Origin of the sequence: Pseudomonas sp. M2, from assembly GCF_015751845.1 — a bacterium.
GTDB classification, from domain to species: Bacteria; Pseudomonadota; Gammaproteobacteria; order Pseudomonadales; family Pseudomonadaceae; genus Aquipseudomonas; species Aquipseudomonas putida_E.
In genome coordinates this window covers 140,691-158,870 of the sequence record NZ_JADOUD010000001.1, presented here as the reverse complement: position 1 = coordinate 158,870, position 18,180 = coordinate 140,691, and the positions used below count along the sequence as shown (strand labels likewise).

Sequence of the window (18,180 nt, the reverse complement as noted above, 5' to 3'; positions counted from 1 at the left end):
CATAGGCGCTGTTTAGCACTGCTCAGCGGCACGATTCTCCCCACTCACGAGTGCAGCCAATGGACAAACCCCAGACTCACCCCCGCGACCTGATTGCCGGTTTACAGAAAGGCCTGGCGCTCATGCAGCTGTTCAACGCCGAGCAGCCACGCCTGACAGTGCCCCAGGCCGCCAGGCAAGCAGGCCTTACGCCCAGCGCAGCGCGCCGTTTTCTGCTGACCCTGGTGCATGAAGGCTTCGCCGAAACCGACAACCGTCACTACTGGCTGACCCCCAAGGCCCTGCGTATCGGCCAGGCCTATGTGGACTCGGCGCAGTTGCCACGCATGCTGCGCCCGATCGTCGAGCAAGTGGCGCGCCAGACCCAGGAGCATGTCTCGGTGGGCACACGCGACGATGATGAAATCATCCACTTGGTGCGCAGCCGCTACAGCCACATCGCATCACTGTCGATACGGCCCGGCTCGCGGGTGCCGATGTACTGCACTGCCGGCGGGAGGGTCTGGCTGGCGGCTTTGGACCAAGCGCAGCGCGATGACTATTTCGCCCGTAACCCGCTACACCCGCTGACGCCCTACACCCAGACCGACAGGGCGCTGCTGGACGCGACGTTGCAGCAGGTGAGCGAGCAGGGCTACTGCATCGTCGATCAGGAGTTCGAAGTCGGCATGCGCGTAATCGGCGTGCCGTTACTGGACCGGGCGGGGCAGCTCAAGGCGACACTGACCATCACTACCCATGCATCGCGGCTGAGCATGGATGAGATACGGCTGCGTTACCTGCCACCGCTCTATGAGGCGCAGGCCTTGCTGAAACCGGTATTTGGCTGACCGGGGAGCGTGTGTTGAGCACGATCGGGGCCGCAGCGGATCAGGCCGTTTTCACTGCCAGCCCATCAGCCATACCTCGGGGTCGCGCAGTACCCGCCAGTCCAGCCACTGGCTGCGCTTGCTGTGTACCGCTTCCAGTTCCACACGCAGCACATGCCCCTCTTCATCCAGCTCCAGGTCGGTCACCAGAAAGTGCTTTTCGCGGTTCTCAGGGTGTCGCGCTGTCCATTTCGAGAGTTTCAATTTGCCAGGGTTGAAGCGGTTCATCATTGCTCCTTGGGCGAGAGTGCGGCCTGCATGCTGATCGTTATACAAACAGACAAGTAGCTGATGATACTTGCACGGGAAGCATTTGGTCGGTCGATCGCTGTGCGCAATGGAGTGCTCGCGTCATGGCTCGGCCGTTGGCCGAGAAGGGTATGCCGCCAAATAGCAAACGGCCGCCCTCAGGCGACCGTTTGTATAGGCTCAAGCGCAATGGTCAATCCTTGCTGACCGCGTCCTTGACATCAGCGACTACCTGCTGAGCTTCGCCTTTTTTCTCCTGCACCTTGCCTTTGACCTCCAGCTCCGTGTTGCCAGTGGCTTTGCCTACGGCTTGTTTGACCTTGCCGACGGCTTCGTTGGCCAAGCCTTTTACTTTGTCCGAAGTGCTGCTCATGGTCGTTCTCCTTCAACAGACATCAGTGAAACGTGGGTTGGGTGAAGCGTTCATACAGCGTTTGCGTTGCGACTCACACCGTGGCGACGCGGGTCTTGCGAGACGTCAGCGCGAAGCGGCCTACGCCAAAACTCAAGGCGGCACCGATCAGCAGGGTTACCAAGGTGCCCCAGGCGGCTTTCGATACGTTGCTGGCGGCTACCTGGGCGGCTTCGCGAGCCTGTTGCTCGGCCTGCTCTTTGAGCACTTTCACTTGCTCGGCGGCCTGTTGGTAGGCACGGGCGTAGTTATCGACCACCTGCTGGGCCTCCTGCTGGCTCTTGCCGGTGCGCGCAGCGACGATGTTGACCAAAGCTTGCTTGTCTGCCGCGCTCAGGGCAGGTTCACCGGCCTTGCGCACCCGCTCGAACCACTGCTTGAGCTGGTCGACGGCCTGGGTCGGGTCCTCGGCCGCGACGCGCCCTGCCGACTCTCCCTGAGCCTGGGCCTGATCGGCCTGCTGCTCCAGGGACGAAGGGGCCAGTTCAGCCTTGCCGGACTGCGCCAAGGTTTTGTTCAACTCCGCTTCCAGGTTGTCCCAGTCCAGCGAGATGCCATTCTTGTTCAGTTGCTCCTTGATGCCCTGGCTCACACTGGGTGCGGCGGCGGCGACACCGTCAGCTGCCAGCGACAGGCCTTTGCCAGCGATATTGCCGGCAGTGCCAACCACGGTGCCGGCCAACGAAGCCAGCAACCAGGTAGCCAGCAGGGTGGTCACCGTCCAGCTCAACAGGCCATGCAGGCCGCCGCGGGTGGGCGCGGTACGCCCGGCGACCCAGGCACCGGCTGCGACCGAGAGCAGGGTGCTGATGAACAGCCACACCCCAGCGCCGGTCCCAAAGCCCTGCAGCGGATTGCCGTCGGCCATCGGGTTCATGGCTCCGGCGCCAATGGCCGTGCCCAGTACGCTGAGTACCAGGTAGCTGGCCAGGGCGATGGCGCCGCCTGCAAACACGGCGCTCCACGATACCCGTAGCGGGCTGACAGCGTTGGTTGGGGTGGTCACATACGATTCAGTCATCTATGCATCCTCGTGGGTAAGTTCCGGCAGCACCGGCAACACAGGCCAGGTGCAACGTCAGGGCCAGTTTGCAGGTCACATGCAAGGCTGTATTGGCGCATCCGCACCTGATCGATTAGTGCATTCGCACCAACCCTGGCCCGCCTGCAGCGTTTAAGCTCCAGGCCATGCAGAACTACCGATTGGAGACACTCTATGAGCGACGCCGTGCTTGCCCGCGAGACCAACCGCCGCCAGCTTCAGCAAATCATCGCCGGGCTGTCCGATGGTGTGATCCTGCTGGAGGTCGACCAATCCATCATCTGGGCCAACGAAGCGGCTTTGCGCATGCACGGGGTCGACAGCCTGGAGCAACTGGGCAGCAACGCTGAGGATTATCGCGAACGCTTTGCCCTGCGCTACCGCAACAATCACCCCCTTGAAGCCGAGCAGTACCCTATCGCCCGCGTGGCTGCGGGGGAGGTGTTCAGCGACGTGATGGTAGAGGTGCTGGCTGTTGGCGACGATGAAGCGCGCAGCCGCGTGCACCGCGTGCGCAGCATGGTGCTGGAAGACAGCAAGGGCGAGGCCGAATCGCTGGTGCTGATCCTGGCCGATGCCACCGAGTGGGCCAGCGCCGAGCAGCGCTTCGAAAAAACCTTCAATGCCAACCCGGCCCCTGCAGTCATCTGCAGGCTCAGCGACCTGCGCTTCATCAAGGTCAACCAGGGCTTTCTGGAAATGACCGGCCATATGCGGGAGAACGTCATTGGCCGTTCGGTCTACGAAGTGGATGTGCTGGAAAACGCCGAACGCAAGGAGTTGGCTATCGAACGCCTGATGGAAGGGGCGACCATCCCGCAGATGCAGGCTGAACTGCGCTTGCCCGATGGTGGCAGCAAACTGGTGATCGTTGCCGGGCAACCGCTGGACATGCATGAAGAAGATTGCATGCTGTTTTCATTCACCGACCTGGAGCCCCGGCGCAAGGCGGAAAATGCCCTGCGCCAGAGTGAGGAGCGCTTTGCCAAGGCCTTTCGCCTGAGCCCTGTGCCCACCCTGCTGTGCAGCGCCGACAGGCAGCAACTGATCGATGCCAATGAAGCCTTTCTGGACACCTTGGGTTACGCCGCCCAGGAGCTGATAGGCAAGACAGTGGCCGAAATCGACTTCATGGATGATCGGCGTGTGGCTACCCAGGTGTTCGATGCGCTGGAAAAGACCGGGCGCATCGAAGGGCTGGACCTTAAGCTGCGAAAAAAAGGCAATGACCGGCTCGACTGTGTACTGCAGGCGGACACCGTCAGCTTGCAGGACACCCCGTGCTACCTGTTGGTACTGATGGACATTACCGAGCGCAAGCGTTCTGAGCTGGAGTTGGTCGAGGCGATAGAAACGGTGATGCAGGATGCGTCATGGTTCAGCCAGACCTTGATCGAGAAACTGGCCAATGCCAAGCGCATCAACACAGGGCGTTTACCAGATGCATCGTTTACCGACCTGACCCGCCGTGAGCGCGATGTGCTGGCGCTGATCTGTGAAGGCCTTGCCGACAAGGAAATCGCAACGCGGCTTAACCTGGCGCTCAATACTGTGCGCAACCATGTGGCAACGGTGTACTCCAAGCTCGATGTTCACAGCCGCAGTGAAGCCATTGTCTGGGCGCGCGAACGACGGCTGTTCACCCATTGATTCGCCTCGGTACAGTCTGCTCTCGCGCTTGCCGAGGCTGCTTGATGCCAAAGGGCTTCAGATGCCTCGAAGCCCTTGGACCGACCTTTTGCTTATCAGCGACGCAGCAGGCGGCTCACCACCAGGGTGAGCGCGGCGCCGATTGCCAGGGCGGTGATGGGCTTCTCTTTAACGAAGGTGGAGACGTTGTTCAGTGCGTCACCATAGGTTTTGGTCAGTTGGCCTGCGACCTGGCGGCCATCACCCTCTGCCTCCAGGGCCGGGTCCTCGAACAGCCGGCCCACTGCGCTCTGCGCCTTGCCAGCGACTTTCTGTGCAACACCTTCAACTTGTTCGCTTTTCATAGTGATCAAACCTTCCTAGTGAGTGGCAATGGGAACGCACAAGGTTAGGGAGCGGGGGGTGGGGATTAGTTCAAAGCGGTTTTGGCAAATGGGAACGATCCTTGCTGATTGCTAGCAATATCAGAAAAGGAGCTAGCAATGAACGAGTCCCTGGTCGCCCACTCCCGCGGTGGCGTGCTGTGCACCCCGCACCCCTTGGCAAGCGCGGCGGGCCTGGAGGTGCTCGACGGCGGGGGGAGCGCAATCGATGCAATGCTCACCGCCAGTGCCGTGCTGGCGGCGGTGTACCCACACATGACGGGCCTGGGCGGTGATGCACTGTGGTTGCTCCATGACGATCAGGTACGCACCATCATCGGGATCGGCCAGGCCGGGATGCGCTTGCCCGCAGCAGGCGCGATCAGCCTGCGCGGGCCTGGCTCCGTCGGGACCACGGCCGGGGCCATGGCCAGTTGGGCGCAGGCCAAGGCAATCAGCGAGCAGTGGGGGTCGCGGCTGGGCTGGGCCGACCTGCTGACTGGCGCCGCAGGGTTGGCCCGCGACGGGGTTGAGGTATCCCCCTCGCAACTGTTCTGGCAAGGGCAGCGCGCCAGCCTGATCAAGACACTGCCCAGCCTGCAGCCATTGTGTACGCCCCAGGGTGGCCGTCTGCGCCAACCCGCGCTGGCCAACAGCCTGGAGCACCTGGCGCGGCGTGGCCCAGGCGACTTCTATCATGGGGAACTGGCAGAAGCCTTTGGTGTGGCGTTCGACGCGCTGGGCTGCGGCCTGAGCGTCGAAGACTTGCGCGCCACCCGGGCCTGCCTGGCGGCGCCTATCTCCATACGCTATCGCAATGGCCGGCTGTACAACGTCGCGCCACCCACCCAAGGCCTGTACACGCTGCGCGCCATGGCTGCCCTGCAGGCTGTGAACCTGGGCGAAAACGGCACGCCGCGCTACTACCACCTGTTGGTCGAAGCCATCAAGCAGGGCCTGCTGCAGCGCAACGCTCAACTGCATGACCCGCTCGCCAGCGGCTGGGACTTCGAGCACGCGCTTGCTCAGCCTGCCGCGACCCTTGACGAGCAGCGTGCGACGCCTTGGGGCGAGCCTGGGCAACCTGCCGACACTGTGTGGATGGCCGCCACCGACCGCGCCGGGCGCAGCGCCTGCCTGATCCAAAGCCTGTTCCATGATTTCGGTTCCGGTTGCATCCTGGGCGATACCGGCATCCTTTGGCACAACCGCGCGGCAGGTTTCAGCGCCCAGCCGGGGCACCGCAATGCCTGGGCGCCCGGCAAGCGGCCGGCGCACACACTCAACCCGTCGGCCTACCTGGCCGATGATGGGCGCCGCTGGTTCTTCGGCACCCAAGGGGGTGACGGCCAACCTCAGACGCAGATGGTGCTTGCCACCCAGTTGATCGACTATCAGCAGCCTGCCGAGGTGGCGTTGCGTGCACCGCGGTTTCTGCTTGGGCGCAGCTTCTTCGACAGCACCGACAACCTCAAGCTGGAGGCCGATATCGGCGAATCGGTGGTACAGGGGCTGGTCGACCGGGGCCATCAGGTCGAGACCACGCCTGCGCTCAGCCCGTTGATGGGCCTGGCCGGCGTGATCGCCATCGGCCCTGACGGCCAGCGCACTGCTGCCTACGACCCGCGCAGCCAGGGCAGCGCCCTTGGCCAGCAGGACTGAACCGCGCCGATTGCCGCAATGCCTGGCCCGGCGGATAATGCCGGCCCAATGCGTTTGAGGGTTTAGAGGTCTCGATGAAAGGCAAGACGGTCAGTAGCAAGCAACAAGAAGTCCAGCGCATCGCCGAGATGCTCGCCAAGGCCATTGCCCAGCATCGCCTGCGCCCTGGCGTGCGGCTGGTCGAGGCGCACATCGTCGAGACCCTGCAGGCCAACCGCAACCACGTGCAGGCTGCGCTGCAACGCCTGGCCATGCAGCGCATCGTCGACATCGAGCCCAACCGCGGCGCCACCGTGGCCCAGCCCAGTGCCCGCGAAGCACGGGAAATCTTCGCCGCACGCCGCGCCGTGGAGCGGGCGATCGTCGAGGCCATCACCCCGGCCCATGTCGCCGAGCATCAGGTGCGCATCGAACAGCACATGCACAACGAGCGCGCCGCCACAGCCAGCACCGATCGCCGCGCCATCGTCCGCGAACTCAGCGAGTTTCACCTGTTGCTGGGGGAGGTAAGCGGTAACCAGGTGCTGGCCGATATCCTCGGTAACCTGATGGTGCGCAGCTCGCTGATCGTCGCCCTGTACCAGCGTGGTGACAGCCCGCCCTGTGCCTCGGACGAGCACCAGGCGATCATCGATGCGTTGCGCGCCGGTAATACCCAGGCGGCCGTGGACGAAATGATCGCGCACCTGGACGAACTCGAGGGCCAGTTGGCCCTCGAGGATGTAGCTGCGCCTGAGGTCAACCTGCGTCAGGCACTGTCAGGGCTGTGAGCTGTGCCGGGAACAGCTCGGCGGGTGGCCGGCTGAAGGTCTGCCGGCCCTGTTTGAAACCCATCAGCGGCGCGGCGATACGGCCGATCACCTCGGCCGGCGAGGGTGCATCGAACACCACGAAGTCGGCTCGGCAACCCGGTTCCAGGCCATAGTCGGCAAGGCGCAGCAGGCGCGCCGACTGGCGTGAGATCCAGCCCAGGCACAGCAGTAGTTCCTGCGGCGTGCCCAGTTGGGCGACGTTGGCGTACAGGTTGGCCTGACGCACCAGGGAGGCATCGCCGTAGGGCGTGAAGGGGTTGCCGATGTTGTTGCTCGACAACGAACAGGTCACCCCGCACTGATGCAACTGCGCCAGCGGTGCCAGCCCCCGGGGCTTGTCATGGAAGCGGTCACGGCCGGTGAGGAACAGGTCGGTGGCCGGCAGGCAGGTGACCTGCACGCCGGCTTCGGCCAAGGCGTGGCCCATACGCATCAGTTCGGCCTGCGGCAGTGCCGAGAGCTTGGTCACATGGCCAACGGTGACCCGGCCCTGCCAGCCATGCTGGTGGGTGCAGCGGATCACCTCGCCCAGGGTCATGCCGGCGACCTGTAGGTCGAAGTCCAGGTGCAGGTCCAGATCGCGATCGTAGGCCACCGCCAGTTCGAACAGCCGGCGGATCTGTGCAGGCGGGTCGGCGTCGGTGTAAGGGCAGCCGCCCAGCACTTCGGCGCCTTCGTCCAGGGCCTGGCACAACAGGGCTTCGGTCCCGGGGTTGTCGAGCATGCCTTCCTGCGGAAACACGCAGATCTCCAGGGTCACGGCCCAGGCGTAATCAGCCTGCAGCCTACGGATGGCGCGCAGGCCGGTCAGGCCGATGCCGGGGTCGATCTCGACATGGGTACGCATGTGCGTGGTGCCTTGCACGATGGCTTGCTCCAGCACTGCCGCGCCGCGCGCGTACACATCGGCCTCGGTGAAATCGGCTTTGGCCAGGCGGGTCTGGGCGATGGCTTCGGCCAGCGTGCCTTCGCGCAGCTGGCAGCGCGAAAGGATGCAGGCCTTGTCCAGGTGGATATGGGTTTCGATCAGGCCGGGCAACACCAGCCGGCCGCCGAGGTCGAGTTTGGGCGCCGGCCGGCTCAGCCGGGCCACGAACCGGCCGTCTTCGATCAGCAGGCGGCTCAGTGCCGGGCCGTCGCCCAGGCGCACATTGATCAGTTCCAGGTGGTTCATGCGGCGGCTCCTGCGCCCAGGTAGGCGGCTTCCAGTTGTGGGTCGCCGCGCAGGTGCTCGGCGCTGCCCTGTTTGACGATACGGCCTGTTTCCAGCACGTAGGCACGGTCGGCCACCTGCAGTGCCAGGTTGGCCATCTGATCGACCAGCAGTAACGTCACCCCTTCGTCGCGCAGGGCGGCGAGGGCGTCGTACAGCTCGCCGATCATCGCCGGGGAGAGGCCCAGGGACGGTTCGTCGAGCAGCAGGATGCGCGGCTTGGCCATCAGCCCGCGGCCGATCGCGACCATCTGCTGCTCACCGCCCGAGAGCAGCCCGGCCGGGCTGTCGATACGCTCGCGCAGGCGGGGGAAGCGTTTGAGGATCGCGGCAATCTCGGCGTCGGCATCGACGGCATCCTGGCGCACATTGGCCCCCAGCAGCAGGTTCTCACGCACGCTCAACTGGCCGAACAGCTGCCGGCCTTCAGGGACCAGGGCCAGGCCAAGGCGGGCGATCTGGCTGGCATCCAGGCTTTCGATGCTGCGGTTGTCCAGCACGATGCTGCCGCCACGCGGCCTGTGCAGGCCGGCAAGGGCCTGCAGGATGCTCGATTTGCCGGCGCCATTGGCGCCCAGAATGGCGATCAGCTCGCCCGGGTTGACCACCAGGTCGACGCCTTCGACCACTGGCGCCGCGCCATAGTCGATGCACAGGTCGCGCACGTGCAGCACGGCATCACGCGAGCCTGCCCAGGCCTGCGCGCGCGGCTGGGCCTGGTACTCGGTGCCACCCAGGTACGCGGCAATCACCCGTGGGTCAGCGCGCACCTGTTCAGGTGTGCCCCAGGCGATCGGTTTGCCGGCGTCGAGCACCAGTAGCCTTTGCGACACGGCCATCACCAGCGGCATGTCGTGCTCGACCAGGATGATCGCCAGGTTGAAGGCGGCCAGGCGTCGCAGCAGCGTCGCCAGGCGGTCGGTGTCCTGCCGGCCGAGGCCGGCGGCAGGCTCGTCGAGCAGCAGCACCTGCGGCCGGCTGGCCAGGGCCCGGGCGATCTCGACCAGGCGGCGGTCGACGTGGGGCAGGTCATCGGCGGTGACGTGCAGGTTGCTGCGGTAGCCGACCAGCGCCAGCAACTCAATGGCCATGGCCTTGCGTGTGGCTTGCTGGCATGGCCAGGGCCGTTCGATGGCCCCTTGCTGGAAGGCCAACAGCAGGTTTTCAAGCACGCTCAGTTCACCGAACAGCTGGGTGGTCTGGTACGTACGGGCGATACCGGCGCGGGCGATGCGCCAGGCCGGCTGCCCGGCCAGCTCCCCGCCCAGCTGGATCGAGCCGGTGTCGGTGCGGTAGAAACCACTGATCAGGTTGAGCACCGTGGATTTGCCCGCACCATTGGGCCCGATCAGGCTGGTGATGCTGCCAGGCACAGCCTGCAGGCTGACCTGCTGCGCGGCCTGGACACCGCCAAAACGGATGCCAATGCCCTCGACCTTCAGCCCATGCTGCGCACCACCGGCGAAGAACGCCCGCAGCGCCGCCGTGTCGGGCTGTGCCGTGACCGGCTCGTGTCGCGGCCGCCAGAAGCGCTTGGCCAGGCTGCCCAGCACACCGCGTGGTGCAGCCCACAGTACTGCCAGCAGCAAAACCGAAAATGCCAGCAACCGGTATTCGGCAAAGTCGGCCAGCAATTCGGGCAGCAGCACGATCACCAGTGCACCGAGCACTGGCCCGAACAGCATGCCGGCGCCACCCACGATCACCGCCAGGACGAACAGGATCGACTGTGAGAACGGGAACGCCGCCGGGTTGATGAACATCAGCACCGGCGCCACCAGCGCACCGGCCGCCCCCGCCAGGCCGGCCGACAGGGCAAAGGCCAGGGTCCGCGTCTGCACCGGGTTGATCCCCAGTGAACGCGCGGCGATCTCCGAAGCCTTCACCGCACGCATTGCCAAGCCCCAGCCGCTGCGTTGCAGGCTCCAATAGAAGACCAGTGCGGCCAGCATCAGCAGCACTGAAGCCAGTGCCAGCAGTAGCGCCGGGTCCAGCGTGCCGAGTTCAGGCAGCGGGATGCCCATCAGGCCATTGGCCCCACCGGTGACGCTGCGCCACTCGATCAGGCCGTTGTGCACCACCAGCGCAAAGGCAATGGTGATCATCGCAAGGTAAGGCCCGCTGACTCGTAGCGCCGGGATCGCCAGCAAGCCACCCAGCACTGCGCAGCCAAGGCCGGCCAGGGGCAGGGCGCCCGAAAGCGGCAGGCCTGCCAGCGTCAGCAATGCCGACAGGTAGGCGCCGATGGCATAGAAGGCGATGTGGCCGAAGGACATCTGCCCGGACAAACCGATCAGGATGTTCAGGCCCACGCCGACGGTGACCGCCAGCGCGTACAAGGTCAGGATCAATAGCCAGTAGCTGTCCAGGCCCAGTGCCAGGCCAATGCTGGCGACCCCGAACAGGGCCAGGCCGAGGGGGGCGAGTCGCTCGCGCATGGTCATACCTTTACCCAGAGTTTGCGGCCGAACAGGCCGTCAGGACGTGCCGCGAGCACCACGATCACCAGTGCAAAGCACAGCAATTGTGTGAACGCAGAGCCGAAATACAGCGTGACCACCGCCTCGAGCAGGCCAAACAGCAGGCCTGCGGCAAACACCCCACCGGCACTGGCGATGCCGCCCAGGATGGCCACGGCAAAAGCCTTCAGGCCGAACAGCGTGCCCATGTCCGCGTGCACGCTGTACAGCGGTGCGATCAGCAGGCCCGCCAGCGCCGCGAACACGGTCGACAGGGCAAAGGCCGCCGCCACCACGCGGTTCACTTCGATGCCCATCAACCGCGCTGCCCGTGGGTTCTGCACGCAGGCTTCCAGGCGCAAGCCCAGTTGCGTGCGTCTGCGCACCCAGTAAAGCGTGGCCGCAACTGCCGCACCGGCCAGGGGGATGGCCAGTTGCACGGCATTCAGGCTGCTGTCGCCCAAGTCCAGGCGCAGGCTGGTCAGGGCGCTGCCGAACTGCCGCGGCTCCTTGCCGAAGGTGAACATCGCCAGGTTGTCCAGCAGCAGCCCGCCCGCCACCGTCGCCATCAGCCAGGCGTCCGAGCCACGGGCATGGAACGGCCGCACCAGAAAACGCTCGATGGCCAGGCCCAGCACCGCGCACAGCAGCAGGGTAGTGGGCAGTGCCAGCCACAGCGGCCAGCCCCAGGTCACCGCCAGGCTGTAGCCCAGCACGGCGCCGACCATCATCGCGCTGCCCTGGGCAAAGTTGACCGTGCGCGACACGGCATAGGTGAGGTGAAAGCCCAAAGCCAGCAGCGCATACATGCTGCCCAGGCCCAGGCCGCTGACCAGTGCGGTGGTGATCATGTCGAGGGCCTCCGCTCAGGGCGTCACGGGCACGATGGTGTCGCCATCGAAGCGGCTGAAGATGTAGTCGTCAGGGCCCAGGGCATCGTGGCGGTCAACGCTGAACGGCTGTTGATAATGTTTGATCAGCCCGTCGTAGTCGCTGATGGCATAGAAGCCGTCACGCACCTTCGTGCCTTGGGTGTCCTGGGCCTTGTCGATCGCCAGGCCCACCAGGTGCATGGCGTCGTAGGCGTTGGCGATGCCCACGGCCGGGGTCACGTCGGCCAGGGTCTTTACCTGCGGGTAGCGCTGCTTGAGCGCGGCCAGCAAGGCATCGCCGCGGGCGCTGTTGTGGGCGCTGAAGACGAAGGTCTGGATGAAGTGCACGCGCCCGGCGTCTGGCCCGGCCAGCTCACCAAAGCGCCCGCCGGCCGGGCCCCAGTGCGACACCACCGGCACGTTCCAGCCCATCTGCTGAAGCGACTTGACCACCTGCGCCGACGGACCGACGTTGCCGACCAGCAGCAGGGTGTCGACACCTGCGCTTTTCAGGCGGGTGAGTTGCGGCACCATGTCCAGGTCACTGTCTTCAAAGCGCTCGGCCGGCGCCTGGGCCATGTCGCGGCGGGCCAGGGCCGCGTTGAGCCCTGCCAGGTTCGACTCGCCCCAAGGGTTGTTGGCCAGGATCAAACCCGGTCGTTTCATGCCCTGGCGCAGGCCATAGGCGACCAGCGCTTCATCCACCTGTTCATCCACCGCCGACACGCGGAACACGTAGTTGTCCTTCGCGCCGTTCTCGGTGATCTTGGTGCCTGCCGCCCAGATGCCCATGAACGGCGTTTTCAGTTGGTTGGCCAACGGCACGATGGCCAGCGACACCGGGGTGTCGAGGCCGCCGAACAGCACGCTGACCTTCTCCCGCTGGATCAGCTCGCGCGCCGCCAGCATGCCCTTGGCCGGGTTGCTTTCGTCATCGCGGCGCACCAGCTCCACCGGGCGGCCCAGCAGCCCGCCTTTGGTATTGATTTCGTCGATGGCCAGGGTGAGGCCCCGGGTAAGGGCCTCGCCGGACTTGGCCGACTGCCCCGACAACGCGGCCACCAGGCCCACCTTGATCGGCTCGGCGGCCTGTACCCAGCCTGTGCAGCAGGCCAGGGAAAAGGCTGCGCAGGGCAGCCAGCGACGTAGCAAGGAACGGCTGAACATGGTTCGAACTCCTGATTGCTAGCAATTTATAAAAATGTGCTAGCAAAACAGGTGCCATTTGGAAAATACTTCGGGCACCCCGTGTTTTGGGGCTTGCGCCTTGGCTTCAGCGCCCTCGCGTGCACTGGATCAAGGCATCGTTCGGGGCCTACGCCCCGTTCTGGACACCCTCGGAGACTTGCAATGACCGAAAGCAACAGCGCCGTACAGATCGTGCGCGACTTCCTCGCCGCCTCCATGGCCCCCGACCCGGTGCGCGCCGCCACGTTCATGAGCGACGACGTGCGCATCACCTTTACCGGCGGCCGCGCGATGCCCACCCCGACCGACATCACCGCGTTCAACGGCGCGCGTTACACCTGGGTGAAAAAGCAGCTGGGGCAGTTCGACTGGTGCGAGCGCGAGGACCACACCGTGGTGTATTCCAATGGCACGCTGTACGGGCAGTGGCCGGATGGCCGCAGCTTTTCCGGCAACCGTTACCTGGACCGCTTCGAAGTGAAGGCGGGCAAGATCGTGCGCATGGATGTGTGGAACGACAGCGCGGAGTGGATGCTGGTGCCGGAGATTGGCAAGGCCTGAGCGCGGCTACTGCTGCGATGCAGCCCGATGTATCGCGCAGGGCGATACCTGGTAGTGCGAAAACCGCATCGTGAGCGCACCCCTGTCGGGTATAAGTTGCCCATGCGCTATCGACGTCTTGATCTCAACCTGCTGGTCGCCCTGGATGTGCTGCTCGAGGAGTGCAGCGTCAGCCGGGCGGCGCAGCGCCTCAACCTTGGCCAGTCTGCCACCAGCGCTGCGCTGGGGCGCCTGCGCGAACATTTTCAGGACCCCCTGCTGATCCCGCTCGGGCGCGGCCTTGAGCCCAGTGCCTTGGCGCGGCAGCTGGCACCCAGAGTGCGAAAGGCGCTAAGCCTGGTCGGGGAGGTGGTGCAGACGTCCCTGGACTTCGACCCCGGCCGCTGTGAGCGGCGCTTTACCCTGGTGGCGTCGGACTATGTGGCGGCCACTGTCATGCCTGCGCTCAGCCGTGTACTGGCGCGCCTGGCGCCCGGCATATCGCTGACGGTTCGCGACCTGCCGCTGTCGCGTGACGGTGACGTGGTTGCCGAGGCACTGGACTATCGCCGCAGCGACCTGGTGGTCGTGCCCCAGCGGCGCATAAACCCGCGCTACCCCCACTCAGTGTTGCTCGAGGATGAGCTGTGCTGCGTTGTTTGCGCGCATGCAGTGGCTTACCAGGCGGGCCTTGACCTGGCTGAGTTCTGTGCAGCCGCGCATGTCGTGCGCGAGTTCACCGATGGCCAGAACCTCTCGCTCGACACCCAGCACCTGCGTGAAATCGGCATCGAGCGGCGTGTGGCCGTGGCGGTGCAGAGTTTCGCGCTGATGGGCGACTTCGTCGCCGGTACGCCGCGCATCGCTACGTTGTTTCGGCGCCAGGCCCAAGGGCTGGCGCGTCATCATCAGCTACGGGTACTGCCATCGCCCATCGCCTTCCCGGTGGCTGTGCAAGTGGTGCAATGGCACCCGCAACAAGCATCCGACCCGGCCCTGAGCTGGCTGCGACAGGTGCTGACCGAGCAGGCGGCGGGGGTAGATCACGCCTGAAGGTCGCCCGTGTCACCGACCAGGCCGAACTCTTCGATGGCCTGCAAGGCGCAACGCTCATCGTTGTCCGAGGTGTCACCGCTGACGCCGATTGCCCCCAGCAGGCGCCCCTCGGTGTCGCGCAGCAGAACACCGCCGGGTACTGGGATCACGTGGCCTTGGGTCAGGCTGTTGATCGCGTCGAAGAATGCTGGCATCACCTGAGCGCGCCTTGCCAGCTCCCGGCCACCGAAGCCCATACCCAGGCAGCCGCTGGCTTTTGCGGTGGCGATCTGTGGGCGCAAGGCGCTGGCCTGCTCATCGCGCAACAGCGCCAGCGGGTGGCCTGCAGCATCGAGCACGGCGGCTGCCAAAGGCCGCACGCCCAAGGCCCGGGCGTGTCGCAGCGTAGACGCGGCAAGCTGCGCGGCGGTTTCGAAATCGAGTGTCTGCATGGTCACTGGCTCCATTTGCCAAGTTCGGCTACACGGTCGCGGGTGTAGAGTTCGGTCCATTTCAGGGAGTTGAAGTCCGAGACCTGCTTAGGGTTGTAGGGCGTGCGTTGCAGGCGCACCGGCTGGCCTGCCTTGTACACCGCCTGCAGGCGGTTGCGGTCTTGCAGGATGCGGATGTCGTCAAGCGGCGAGCCGTCGAGGATCAACAGGTCGGCCTGTTTGCCTGGCTCCAGGGTGCCGAGCGTTTCACCGCGTGGCATCAGGCGTGCGCCGACATTGGTCGCAGCGTGCAGCGCTTGTGCCGGGGTGAAGCCCAGGCGCGTGACCAGCAACTCCAGTTCACGCGCATGCCACTCACCGTAAGGGGTGACGGCAAAACCGCTGTCGCTGCCGCAGGCGAACGGAATACCGGCCGCCTTGGCGCGCTTGAGCACCGGCGTGCCCAGTTCCAGCGTGCGGGCACAGTAGCCGGCGTAGCCTGTGGTCACCGCCGGGTCGTGGGGCTGGCAGAAATCTACGGTGTTCTGTGGGAAGGTCATGGTGGGCGCCAGCACGCTGCCTGCCTCCAGAAGTGCTTCGATGCAGGCGTCGTCCATGTAGAAGGCATGAAAGACCAGATCGACGCCTGCCTTGGCCGCGTACATCACGGCTTCGCGGCCGTAGGCATGCGTCGCTACCCGGCAGCCGAGGCGGTGCGCTTCGTCGACCATTTCGCGGGTTTCATCGGCTGTGAAGGCGGCGATGATTTCACCGTTGGGGCGGCGGTGCGTGCCGTCCATGGCGATCTTGATCAGGTCGACGCCATCCTTGGCCTGTTTGCGGATCTGCGCGATGGCTTCGGTACGGCTGGTGACCAGCGCAGCGGTGAAGTATTCCGGTGCGCCGACGCGGCTGGGAAACCAGTCGTTGAGGCTTTGCCGGTTGGTGATCACGCGGCTGCTTGCCGCGATGCGCGGGCCTTCGAAGAGCCCGGCGTTGACTGTGTTGCGCACGGCGATGCTGAGCTGGCCGCTGTCACCCGGGCAGACCATCGAGGTCACCCCGGCAGCCAGCACGTGCTGGGCGAAGAACATGCCGCGCAAGGCGCGGAATTCGTCGCTGGTCCAGATGTCGATGTCTTCCTCGCTCTGGGCGTTGCCGAACGCCAGGTGGGTGTGCACGTCTACCAACCCCGGCATGACGAAGTCGCCGCGCGCTTCGCGGTCACCGGGCAATGGGCGTGGCGCCTGGGCCGTCGCGCCAACATGGCGTATCAGGCCGTTTTCGATGATCAGCGTCTGTTGCTGGCGTGCCTGAAGGCTGGCGCCATCGAACAGGGTGGCGCAGTGAAGGTGCAGGGCGCTCATGGTCGGGTTCTACTCGTCTTGTTGTTTCCGGCAGGCTATGTGCCTGCGGCGGCAGGCACCATCAGATCCTGTCGTTGGCCACCCATCGACGGCATCGATACCTGCCGCAACCCCTGTGGCTGCCGGGTTGCCCGGGCCGGCAGGGGGCAATGGCCAGGTATCGTCAGTGTCGATGGCAGGCATGGATATCCACGATTGTTCCTTGCGCTGGGGGTGAGGTGAGGATGTGCCGGTCAATCAATCCTGAAGGAAGTACCATGAAGGCTATTCGTGATGAGTTGCTGAGCCTTGAAGCCGAACGCCAGCGCGCCTTGGTCCACGAGGACCATGAGCAGCTCGAGGTGCTGTTCGACGATGATTTGCTTTATGTCCACACCACGGGGCTGGTGCAGGACAAAGGACAGTACCTGGATTATGCCCGCAATGCCGTGCGCTACCTGGCCGTGGATCGCGGTGAGCTGACGGTGCGGGTGTTTGCCGACGGGCTGGCGCTGATGAGCGGGGTGCAATGCAACCTGCTGCAAAAACGCGGCGGCGGTGAACCGGTGCGCGCCGAAGGTTTCGCCACGCAGCTTTGGGTCAAACGGGAGAAGGGGTGGCGGATCGCATCATTCCACGGTACGCGGGCACCGGCCTGATGACGGCATGAACCGCTGACAGGCACCGGGGCAGTCGCCATACAGGCTGCCCCGGCACCTTCACCAGCAAGGGTTCAGGCGGTATGCCCGCCGAGCGTTTCGGCAACCCAGTCGGCGATGAACTGGCCGGCATTGATGCTGTTGTCGAAGCTTGAATGCTGCACGCCGCCTTCGCGCTCAGTGAAGACCTTCAATTCGCGCTTGGGGCTGTTGACCAGCTGCTCGTAGGTGCGATGGGCCCACTTGAGCGGGATCTGCGAGTCCTTTTCGCCGTGGGTCACCAGGAAGGGGACGCGAATGCGGTCGAGCACGCCATCAAGGTGCACGTTTTCGGCAATGGTCATGAATTCATCCATGTCCTTGGCGCCCCAGACCCAGCATACGTGCGCCCAGTAATGCGGCACCGGGAAGTCGCCTTCCTTCTCCAGGCGACGCTTCTGTACATCCCGCCAGTCGTGGTTGGCGCCCCACACCACGCCGCAGGCGAAGCGCGGTTCGAAGGCCACCGCACGTGGGCAGTAGTAACCCCCCAGCGATACCCCTTCCATACCGATGCGCTTGGGGTCGACTTCCGGGCGGGTTTCCAGCCAGTCCACTACGCGGCTAGCCCAATGCTCGCTGTCGTAACGTGCGGTCAGGCCTTGCAGGCGCAACGCCTCGCCCGTGCCGGGTTGGTCGATGATCAGCGAGGACACGCCACGTTTGGCCAGCCACGCTGGCAGACCGACGCGGTACTTCATCTCTTTGGTCGAATCCAGCCCGTTGACCTGCACCAGCAGTGGTGCCGGGCCGGTCGTGCCTTCGGCGCGCACGAGCAGCCCGCTCAGATGCTGGCCTTCGTAGGGGATTTCCACCCGCTCGCAGTTTTCCCTGGACAGGTCGATGCCGCGGGCGAAGGTCTCGAGAAAACGCTGGTACAAGGCCTCGCGCCCTGGCGCACCATGCGCCTGCAGGCGTTCGCAGGTCAGGTAGTAAGTGGCAGCGCGGTTGTATTTTTCGCCAGCGGACAGGCATCGGCCTGCGGCCTCGTCTTCTTCGGCCAGGGCGCAGAGTTTGTCGGCCATCTTCGACCAGGTTTCGCGAAACGCCTGGGTGCCGGCGGCGTCGGGTTGCAGGGCCGCCTCCTGCAGCGGCGCGCACATCGCTTCGATCTCGCCCAGGCGGGCGCCCATTTCGATGGCCAGGTCCACCGAGAGATTCCAGACATAGTTGGTGGGAAAGTAACGGAACATTGTTGTTGTCCTTCTGCGGTCGTTGAGTCCGGCGCCTGACAATTGCGACAGGTACGCAAGGCGCTGTCCGAAGGCAAGGTACGCAGACACGGCGAGGTGGGGCCAATCGTGAACAGGGATGCGAGGTATCGCCAAACGCGATGCCCC

18 protein-coding genes are annotated in these 18,180 nt (G+C 64.9%); 7 read left to right on the top strand and 11 right to left on the bottom strand.

Annotated features, from left to right (window positions below; all coding sequences use genetic code 11):
• Positions 1-59: 59 nt before the first annotated feature.
• Entirely contained in the window at positions 60-830 is a 771-nt protein-coding gene (locus IWW33_RS00875; protein ID WP_119688774.1) for an IclR family transcriptional regulator, read from the top strand.
• Positions 831-881: 51 nt separating this feature from the next.
• Here IWW33_RS00875 and IWW33_RS00870 read toward each other — a convergent pair whose 3' ends face one another.
• The 3 genes from IWW33_RS00870 to IWW33_RS00860 all read right to left on the bottom strand — a co-directional run bounded on the left by IWW33_RS00870 (position 882) and on the right by IWW33_RS00860 (position 2,551).
• A complete protein-coding gene (locus IWW33_RS00870) occupies positions 882-1,097 on the bottom strand; it encodes a TIGR02450 family Trp-rich protein (RefSeq protein ID WP_012314044.1) in 216 nt (71 codons plus the stop codon).
• Positions 1,098-1,311: 214 nt separating this feature from the next.
• Positions 1,312-1,491, bottom strand: coding sequence for a CsbD family protein (locus IWW33_RS00865; protein WP_012314045.1), 180 nt, complete (start codon positions 1,489-1,491; stop codon positions 1,312-1,314).
• Between the two features lie 73 nt (positions 1,492-1,564).
• Positions 1,565-2,551, bottom strand: a complete 987-nt coding sequence (locus tag IWW33_RS00860) for a hypothetical protein (protein ID WP_039601269.1) — start codon at positions 2,549-2,551, stop codon at positions 1,565-1,567.
• A 195-nt stretch (positions 2,552-2,746) separates the two neighbouring features.
• Between IWW33_RS00860 and IWW33_RS00855 the strand changes: the two genes are divergently transcribed.
• Positions 2,747-4,222 carry a helix-turn-helix transcriptional regulator gene (locus tag IWW33_RS00855; RefSeq protein WP_174141423.1) on the top strand — a complete coding sequence of 492 codons (1,476 nt, stop codon included), beginning with the start codon at positions 2,747-2,749 and terminating at the stop codon, positions 4,220-4,222.
• A gap of 95 nt (positions 4,223-4,317) precedes the next feature.
• On the opposite strand, the gene IWW33_RS00850 is transcribed toward IWW33_RS00855, so the two are convergent.
• Positions 4,318-4,566 carry a CsbD family protein gene (locus IWW33_RS00850; RefSeq protein WP_012314048.1) on the bottom strand — a complete coding sequence of 83 codons (249 nt, stop codon included), beginning with the start codon at positions 4,564-4,566 and terminating at the stop codon, positions 4,318-4,320.
• Positions 4,567-4,704: 138 nt separating this feature from the next.
• Between IWW33_RS00850 and IWW33_RS00845 the strand changes: the two genes are divergently transcribed.
• A complete protein-coding gene (locus tag IWW33_RS00845; RefSeq protein WP_231386138.1) occupies positions 4,705-6,246 on the top strand; it encodes a gamma-glutamyltransferase in 1,542 nt (513 codons plus the stop codon).
• 74 nt (positions 6,247-6,320) lie between these two features.
• Positions 6,321-7,016 carry a GntR family transcriptional regulator gene (locus tag IWW33_RS00840; protein WP_039601266.1) on the top strand — a complete coding sequence of 232 codons (696 nt, stop codon included), beginning with the start codon at positions 6,321-6,323 and terminating at the stop codon, positions 7,014-7,016.
• Here the strand turns inward: IWW33_RS00840 and IWW33_RS00835 are convergent.
• Genes IWW33_RS00835 through IWW33_RS00820 form a run of 4 tightly spaced genes read right to left on the bottom strand, consistent with a single transcriptional unit; the run spans position 6,985 to position 12,769 of the window.
• A complete protein-coding gene (locus tag IWW33_RS00835) occupies positions 6,985-8,232 on the bottom strand; it encodes an amidohydrolase family protein (RefSeq protein ID WP_046785561.1) in 1,248 nt (415 codons plus the stop codon). The genes IWW33_RS00840 and IWW33_RS00835 overlap by 32 nt on opposite strands.
• Positions 8,229-10,709 carry an ATP-binding cassette domain-containing protein gene (locus IWW33_RS00830; RefSeq protein WP_231386137.1) on the bottom strand — a complete coding sequence of 827 codons (2,481 nt, stop codon included), beginning with the start codon at positions 10,707-10,709 and terminating at the stop codon, positions 8,229-8,231. Before IWW33_RS00830 ends, IWW33_RS00835 begins: the two co-directional genes overlap by 4 nt.
• Positions 10,710-10,711: 2 nt before the next feature.
• Positions 10,712-11,581 (bottom strand): branched-chain amino acid ABC transporter permease, encoded by an 870-nt coding sequence (locus IWW33_RS00825; RefSeq protein WP_046785559.1) that lies wholly within the window; start codon positions 11,579-11,581, stop codon positions 10,712-10,714.
• 15 nt (positions 11,582-11,596) lie between these two features.
• Positions 11,597-12,769: an ABC transporter substrate-binding protein gene (locus IWW33_RS00820; protein WP_174141425.1), complete on the bottom strand. Its 1,173-nt coding sequence runs from the start codon at positions 12,767-12,769 to the stop codon at positions 11,597-11,599.
• A 183-nt stretch (positions 12,770-12,952) separates the two neighbouring features.
• On the opposite strand from IWW33_RS00820, the gene IWW33_RS00815 reads away from it, so the two are divergent.
• Together IWW33_RS00815 and IWW33_RS00810 are read left to right on the top strand one after the other, a co-directional pair.
• A complete protein-coding gene (locus tag IWW33_RS00815) occupies positions 12,953-13,351 on the top strand; it encodes a membrane protein (protein ID WP_046785557.1) in 399 nt (132 codons plus the stop codon).
• Between the two features lie 102 nt (positions 13,352-13,453).
• Positions 13,454-14,383, top strand: coding sequence for a LysR family transcriptional regulator (locus IWW33_RS00810; RefSeq protein WP_119688778.1), 930 nt, complete (start codon positions 13,454-13,456; stop codon positions 14,381-14,383).
• Here IWW33_RS00810 and IWW33_RS00805 read toward each other — a convergent pair.
• Together IWW33_RS00805 and IWW33_RS00800 are read right to left on the bottom strand one after the other, a co-directional pair.
• Positions 14,374-14,817 carry a heme-binding protein gene (locus IWW33_RS00805; protein WP_174141426.1) on the bottom strand — a complete coding sequence of 148 codons (444 nt, stop codon included), beginning with the start codon at positions 14,815-14,817 and terminating at the stop codon, positions 14,374-14,376. The two genes, IWW33_RS00810 and IWW33_RS00805, sit on opposite strands and share 10 nt — an antisense overlap.
• A 2-nt stretch (positions 14,818-14,819) precedes the next feature.
• Positions 14,820-16,163: an amidohydrolase family protein gene (locus IWW33_RS00800; protein WP_174141427.1), complete on the bottom strand. Its 1,344-nt coding sequence runs from the start codon at positions 16,161-16,163 to the stop codon at positions 14,820-14,822.
• Between the two features lie 257 nt (positions 16,164-16,420).
• On the opposite strand from IWW33_RS00800, the gene IWW33_RS00795 reads away from it, so the two are divergent.
• Entirely contained in the window at positions 16,421-16,801 is a 381-nt protein-coding gene (locus IWW33_RS00795) for a nuclear transport factor 2 family protein (protein ID WP_115275131.1), read from the top strand.
• Between the two features lie 74 nt (positions 16,802-16,875).
• Here IWW33_RS00795 and IWW33_RS00790 read toward each other — a convergent pair whose 3' ends face one another.
• Positions 16,876-18,033, bottom strand: a complete 1,158-nt coding sequence (locus IWW33_RS00790; protein ID WP_161871384.1) for a prolyl oligopeptidase family serine peptidase — start codon at positions 18,031-18,033, stop codon at positions 16,876-16,878.
• Positions 18,034-18,180 lie beyond the last annotated feature (147 nt).

Bases quoted from the DNA above. Each gene is read 5' to 3' on its own strand.
- IWW33_RS00795 (WP_115275131.1), top strand. From the start codon at position 16,421: ATGAAGGCTATTCGTGATGAGTTGCTGAGCCTTGAAGCCGAACGCCAG.
- IWW33_RS00825 (WP_046785559.1), bottom strand. From the start codon at position 11,581: ATGATCACCACCGCACTGGTCAGCGGCCTGGGCCTGGGCAGCATGTAT.
- IWW33_RS00850 (WP_012314048.1), bottom strand. From the start codon at position 4,566: ATGAAAAGCGAACAAGTTGAAGGTGTTGCACAGAAAGTCGCTGGCAAG.
- IWW33_RS00790 (WP_161871384.1), bottom strand. From the start codon at position 18,033: ATGTTCCGTTACTTTCCCACCAACTATGTCTGGAATCTCTCGGTGGAC.
- IWW33_RS00830 (WP_231386137.1), bottom strand. From the start codon at position 10,709: ATGCGCGAGCGACTCGCCCCCCTCGGCCTGGCCCTGTTCGGGGTCGCC.
- IWW33_RS00855 (WP_174141423.1), top strand. From the start codon at position 2,747: ATGAGCGACGCCGTGCTTGCCCGCGAGACCAACCGCCGCCAGCTTCAG.
- IWW33_RS00835 (WP_046785561.1), bottom strand. From the start codon at position 8,232: ATGAACCACCTGGAACTGATCAATGTGCGCCTGGGCGACGGCCCGGCA.
- IWW33_RS00865 (WP_012314045.1), bottom strand. From the start codon at position 1,491: ATGAGCAGCACTTCGGACAAAGTAAAAGGCTTGGCCAACGAAGCCGTC.
- IWW33_RS00805 (WP_174141426.1), bottom strand. From the start codon at position 14,817: ATGCAGACACTCGATTTCGAAACCGCCGCGCAGCTTGCCGCGTCTACG.
- IWW33_RS00810 (WP_119688778.1), top strand. From the start codon at position 13,454: ATGCGCTATCGACGTCTTGATCTCAACCTGCTGGTCGCCCTGGATGTG.
- IWW33_RS00800 (WP_174141427.1), bottom strand. From the start codon at position 16,163: ATGAGCGCCCTGCACCTTCACTGCGCCACCCTGTTCGATGGCGCCAGC.
- IWW33_RS00840 (WP_039601266.1), top strand. From the start codon at position 6,321: ATGAAAGGCAAGACGGTCAGTAGCAAGCAACAAGAAGTCCAGCGCATC.
- IWW33_RS00860 (WP_039601269.1), bottom strand. From the start codon at position 2,551: ATGACTGAATCGTATGTGACCACCCCAACCAACGCTGTCAGCCCGCTA.
- IWW33_RS00845 (WP_231386138.1), top strand. From the start codon at position 4,705: ATGAACGAGTCCCTGGTCGCCCACTCCCGCGGTGGCGTGCTGTGCACC.
- IWW33_RS00870 (WP_012314044.1), bottom strand. From the start codon at position 1,097: ATGAACCGCTTCAACCCTGGCAAATTGAAACTCTCGAAATGGACAGCG.
- IWW33_RS00820 (WP_174141425.1), bottom strand. From the start codon at position 12,769: ATGTTCAGCCGTTCCTTGCTACGTCGCTGGCTGCCCTGCGCAGCCTTT.
- IWW33_RS00815 (WP_046785557.1), top strand. From the start codon at position 12,953: ATGACCGAAAGCAACAGCGCCGTACAGATCGTGCGCGACTTCCTCGCC.
- IWW33_RS00875 (WP_119688774.1), top strand. From the start codon at position 60: ATGGACAAACCCCAGACTCACCCCCGCGACCTGATTGCCGGTTTACAG.